Annotated in this window: 6 protein-coding genes and 4 tRNA genes; 6 read left to right on the plus strand and 4 right to left on the minus strand. The window is 50.0% G+C overall.

The window, feature by feature from the left end:
• From Q0X25_RS07365 to Q0X25_RS07380, 4 genes are all read right to left on the minus strand, one after another.
• Positions 1-328, minus strand: a 328-nt coding sequence (locus tag Q0X25_RS07365) for a PTS sugar transporter subunit IIC (protein ID WP_298580667.1), incomplete at its 3' end; no start/stop codon positions are given.
• A gap of 152 nt (positions 329-480) precedes the next feature.
• Positions 481-963, minus strand: a complete 483-nt coding sequence (gene agaV / locus Q0X25_RS07370; RefSeq protein ID WP_298580670.1) for a PTS N-acetylgalactosamine transporter subunit IIB — start codon at positions 961-963, stop codon at positions 481-483.
• 59 nt (positions 964-1,022) lie between these two features.
• On the minus strand, positions 1,023-1,316 hold the full coding sequence (gene yajC, locus Q0X25_RS07375; protein ID WP_298580674.1) for a preprotein translocase subunit YajC: 294 nt from the start codon (positions 1,314-1,316) through the stop codon (positions 1,023-1,025).
• Positions 1,316-1,756: a PTS sugar transporter subunit IIA gene (locus tag Q0X25_RS07380; RefSeq protein WP_298580677.1), complete on the minus strand. Its 441-nt coding sequence runs from the start codon at positions 1,754-1,756 to the stop codon at positions 1,316-1,318. Before Q0X25_RS07380 ends, yajC begins: the two co-directional genes overlap by 1 nt.
• Positions 1,757-2,254: 498 nt before the next feature.
• Here Q0X25_RS07380 and Q0X25_RS07385 point away from each other — a divergent pair, with 498 nt between their 5' ends.
• The 6 genes from Q0X25_RS07385 to Q0X25_RS07410 form a co-directional block, all read left to right on the plus strand.
• A complete protein-coding gene (locus tag Q0X25_RS07385; RefSeq protein WP_298580680.1) occupies positions 2,255-3,187 on the plus strand; it encodes a 1-phosphofructokinase family hexose kinase in 933 nt (310 codons plus the stop codon).
• Between the two features lie 75 nt (positions 3,188-3,262).
• Positions 3,263-3,337 (plus strand) — tRNA-Thr (locus tag Q0X25_RS07390).
• A 451-nt stretch (positions 3,338-3,788) separates the two neighbouring features.
• A tRNA-Tyr gene (locus tag Q0X25_RS07395) sits at positions 3,789-3,872 on the plus strand.
• A gap of 3 nt (positions 3,873-3,875) precedes the next feature.
• Positions 3,876-3,951 (plus strand) — tRNA-Thr (locus Q0X25_RS07400).
• Between the two features lie 37 nt (positions 3,952-3,988).
• A tRNA-Met gene (locus tag Q0X25_RS07405) sits at positions 3,989-4,065 on the plus strand.
• 92 nt (positions 4,066-4,157) lie between these two features.
• Positions 4,158-4,416: GTP-binding protein (locus tag Q0X25_RS07410; protein WP_298580682.1), on the plus strand; the 259-nt coding region annotated here is incomplete at its 3' end.

Consider the following 4,416-nt stretch of genomic DNA (forward strand, 5'->3'; position numbering starts at 1 on the left):
CGCCATACTGGCCGAGCAGGGAGAACGGAATTGCCGTAGCAACTGCGATGTTCGGCTCAAGATGAAGAGAAATGGCAAGAACGGTAGCCATAATGCCGCCGACAACTGCGTTGGGGGGTTGTGCACCACCGATGGGCATGTTGCCGATGGTCATCAGTTGGTACGTGCCACCAACAATCAGACCAGTTTGAAGATCGCCAAGGATGAGACCGATAACCATGCCAGTCACGAGCGGCTGATACAGCGACTCGAGGAAGCTGAACTGGTCAATTGCTGCGATGAACGTAACAATGAAGACCAGAATGACTTGCAAAGCTGAGTATTCCATCCCTACCTCCCTTTCCTGTGTTAACAAATTGACAAAGTTTGTAGTACATGTCCGTATGCCTGCCGGGGCCCTCGTCAGGCAGAATGACCAAAATAAGTTCTGCACAAACGCCAAGGTGTGGCTACGTGCAAAAAGCTGTTCGTAAGGTTTGCTTACTTAAAGAGCTTGTCAGTGTTTTCAGCGGGAATGCTGGGAACACGCTGAATCCAGAGTTCAACACCTGCATCTTGAAGTTCTTTAAACGTGGCAACATCTGCATCATCAACAGCGATGGTGGTCGCAACCTGTCGCTTGCCATTGGACATATGCATATTGCCAATGTTGAGCTTTTTAATAGGCACGCCACCCTTGACAAGACGTAGGGCATCCTGAGGAGTTTCAACGATGATAAAAATGTGCTGACGAGGTGCAGCCTTATGGATGATATCGATGGTTTTTTGAATAGAGAAATAACGTGTCGCAACACCTGCGGGCGCTGCCATATTCATGAGATTTTGGCGCATCTTGTTGGCGGCAACTTCGTCATTGGCAACAAGAAGGAGATTTGCTCCCACACTGCCAGTCCACTGGGTAGCAACCTGTCCATGAATAAGGCGATTATCGATACGGACTAATACGATGTTGGGCTCTGCCATTATGTGCCCCTTTCCGTCCGCTACTGCAGACTTTTGATGAGCGGTATGCTCGTGCGGAGCTATTTCACTCCGTCAATTTGCTGAATAGAAAAGCGAGAAACTTCGACCTCCGCATCGGATTTGAGACGAATGTCACAAGTCTCGGTGCCTACGCGCGTTAACACACCAATCAAGCCACCAGCAAATACCACCCGCTGACCTACTTTGAGTGCGCGGTGAAGCTCCTTGTAGTAATTGCGCTGCTTGCGACCTTTGCTGTAGCTCACAAGGGCATAGACCAGCGTAATAAGGGCAAAAAGGATGAGGAGCGCGACGGACGAAGAAAGAACCTGTTGCCAAAAGCTGTGAGTCATTAGATCCCCTCCTCTTCCGCATCGTACGTATCGTTAGCAGCACCAACACCAAGTACGGGATTTGCAATGCCTTCTTGACCAGCCTCAAGCGCGAGTGCAGCGAGTTCTGGTGCGGTAGTTTCGTTACTGATGGAGGTAAGGCACTCAAGTAGCATAGGCAGATTTGTACCGGTAACAACCTCTACGCCGGGGACTTCTTGGGAGACAAGCATTGCTTGGTTGAAAGGCGTGCCACCCATAAGGTCACAAAAAACTACCGTGTTGCCATACTTTGCGACGGAATTTGTAATAGCGGTAGCGATATGAGCTGCATAGTCGCCTGCCTCAGATTCACGGAAAGTTACAACTGTTAGGTTGTCCTGGGGACCAGCAATCATTTCAACTGCGCTACCAAGACCACTCGCGAACTCGCTATGACCTGTGAGGATGCAACCGACCATTGCGTCACCTTTCATTTGTGCTTGCGCCATCGTCTTATGTACAAACTGGGGAGAGTAGATAAAGCATCTGTGCCCGTGATATGGCAGTTATGTAGAAAAACCCATGTAAACTGGTAGGCACCACATCTCCACTGAAACAAAAATAGAACCAGCGGGCTTTCACTTCAATCTGGGTTTAGAAAAAAGAACCAGCTCACTACTGTGAACGGTTATGTTTGACCGTTCACGGCAAATATGCAGGTAAACTGGTATTTTTTATAGATACCACATTGCAAGATGCTGTGCTTAACGAGAATAATGAATCTCGTCATTTATTGGCAGCGTAGCTTGAATCGGCATGATTGAAAAATTGCTTGCGATTTTGATACTTTGTGGCAGCCCAGCTGGTATCAATTCTCAAAAAATGTTCGCCATGAAACCTAAGGTTTTGTGATATACGCGCGAGATTGTGTATATACGCGATGCACATGGACGCAATGCGGTAAGGAGAAGCTTGTCATGATTGCGACGGTCACCCTTAATACCTCAATTGATAAGGCGTATACCCTCGAAGCACCCATAAGCGTAGGAGAGGTACAACGTGTTGCGACGTGCATTGATACGGCAGGTGGAAAAGGTCTCAATGCTGCGCGTTCCGTGCATACCTGTGGCGAAAAAGTTATTGCAACGGGATTTGTCGGGGGTAACAACGGACGCCTGCTATGTGAGTTGCTTGCGGCAGATGGGGTAGAAGAAGATTTCGTTCGTGTTGAGGCCGAGACGCGTTGCTGTATCAATATTCTTGAGCCTAATAGGCGTTCGACCGAGTTTCTTGAGCCTGGGCGTTCGATACATGCTTCTGAGCTTGAGCGCTTAAAAGAGAAACTTCATGAAATTGCGGCAAAATGCAACGTCATATCATTTTCAGGCTCAGCTCCAGCTGGAGTTGCGGATGATGTGTATGCCGAGCTCGTGCGTATTGTGCGCAAAATGGGTGCGCATGCTGTTTTGGATACATCCGGAAACTATTTGGTGCGTGGTATCGAAGGAAAGCCCTTCTTAATCAAACCAAATACTGATGAGATTGCAGCTCTTTTGGGCCGCAAGCCCTGCTCGCTTGATGAGGTGGTTGCAGCTGCGCACGCGTTACATGCACGAGGAATAGAAGAGGTTGTCGTGTCGCTGGGTGGTCATGGAGCAGTGATGTGCTCTGACGAGGGCGTGTTTCGGGGTACTCCTCCCGCTATCGAGCTAGTAAATCCGGTGGGTTCTGGCGATACGATGATAGGCGCGTTTGATGTTGCGATTGCGCGGGGGGATGCACCTTCCGAGCAGCTGCGTTTTGCGATGGCCTGCGCTACGGCAAACTGCCTTACGCCCGAGACGGGACATTTTAAGCTTGCGGTGGCTATGGAGCTGGCAAAGCAAATTCAGATTGAACGTCTTGCGTAGTTTTTCGTGGAATATGGACTCTTCATCATGTCGAGCAACGCAGCGGGGTAGCTTATGGCATAATGTGCGACGCAAGCCAGCATGGCTCAATGGCAGAGCAACGGTTTTGTAAACCGTGGGTTGGGGGTTCGACTCCCTCTGCTGGCTCCAGAAAATACAAGGTCAGGGCTTAGGCTCTGACCTTTTTTCATGCTGAAGTGGCATGTCGTGACAAAGAGTGACACCAGCTGAGGATGCCGTGCTTTTTAGCTGCAAGTGATCTGCGGGACATCGTTTGTTCGCGTTTTTTCTGCAGGCAATTTATGTCTGCAGAAAGTATGCTTTGTGAACTGCTTGTGAAAGAAATACTCAATATCGCTGTCAGAAACCAGCATCAAAAATCTCATGCATTGGACGATAAAGGTGCAGGTTAAAGCTGATATCAGCTCCACATGTATATCCGTGTCGTGACTTTGGGATGACTGCAATCAACTCATATGGAGACGCCCGGCACCGTGGAATGGATATTTTTTGTTTGACAAGAAAAGCATTGAACCGTAGTATTTCTTCCGCTAACGTGATTAATGCATTCGTGCATGCACGGGGGCAATGAAAACAGAATGGGGATGTGGCACAGCGGCAACTGCGGCGGACTGTAAATCCGCTCCCTATGGGTTCTCTGGTTCGAGTCCAGACATCCCCACCATGTGCCCGTGTAGCTCAGTAGGTAGAGCACTTCGTTGGTAACGAAGAGGTCACCGGTTCAAATCCGGTCGCGGGCTCCATTTCTGTTTTCAAGCAGGACGGCGTTTTCGTCGAAATGCCGGTGTAGCTCAGCTGGTTAGAGCACGCGGCTCATACCCGCGATGTCACTGGTTCGAATCCAGTCACCGGTACCAGAGTTCAAGCGGTGGTTTCTCCCGCCGCATGACATAAGCAGGTCAAGTTTTAGAAGGGCGGCCAAAAGGCTGTTTCCCGAAGGAGGATGGCAATGGCCAAGGAGAAGTTCGATCGTAGCAAGCCACACGTAAACATCGGCACCATCGGTCACGTTGACCATGGCAAGACGACCACCACGGCCGCTATCACCAAGGTCCTCGCCCTCAAGGGCTGGGCTAAGTTTGAGGCCTTCGATCAGATCGACAAGGCTCCCGAGGAGCGCGAGCGTGGTATTACCATTTCTGTTGCTCACGTTGAGTACCAGACCGAGAGCCGCCACTATGCTCACGTTGACTGCCCTGGCCACGCTG

The sequence above is a fragment of the uncultured Olegusella sp. genome, assembly GCF_947253395.1.
Taxonomy (GTDB): Bacteria; Actinomycetota; Coriobacteriia; order Coriobacteriales; family Atopobiaceae; genus Olegusella.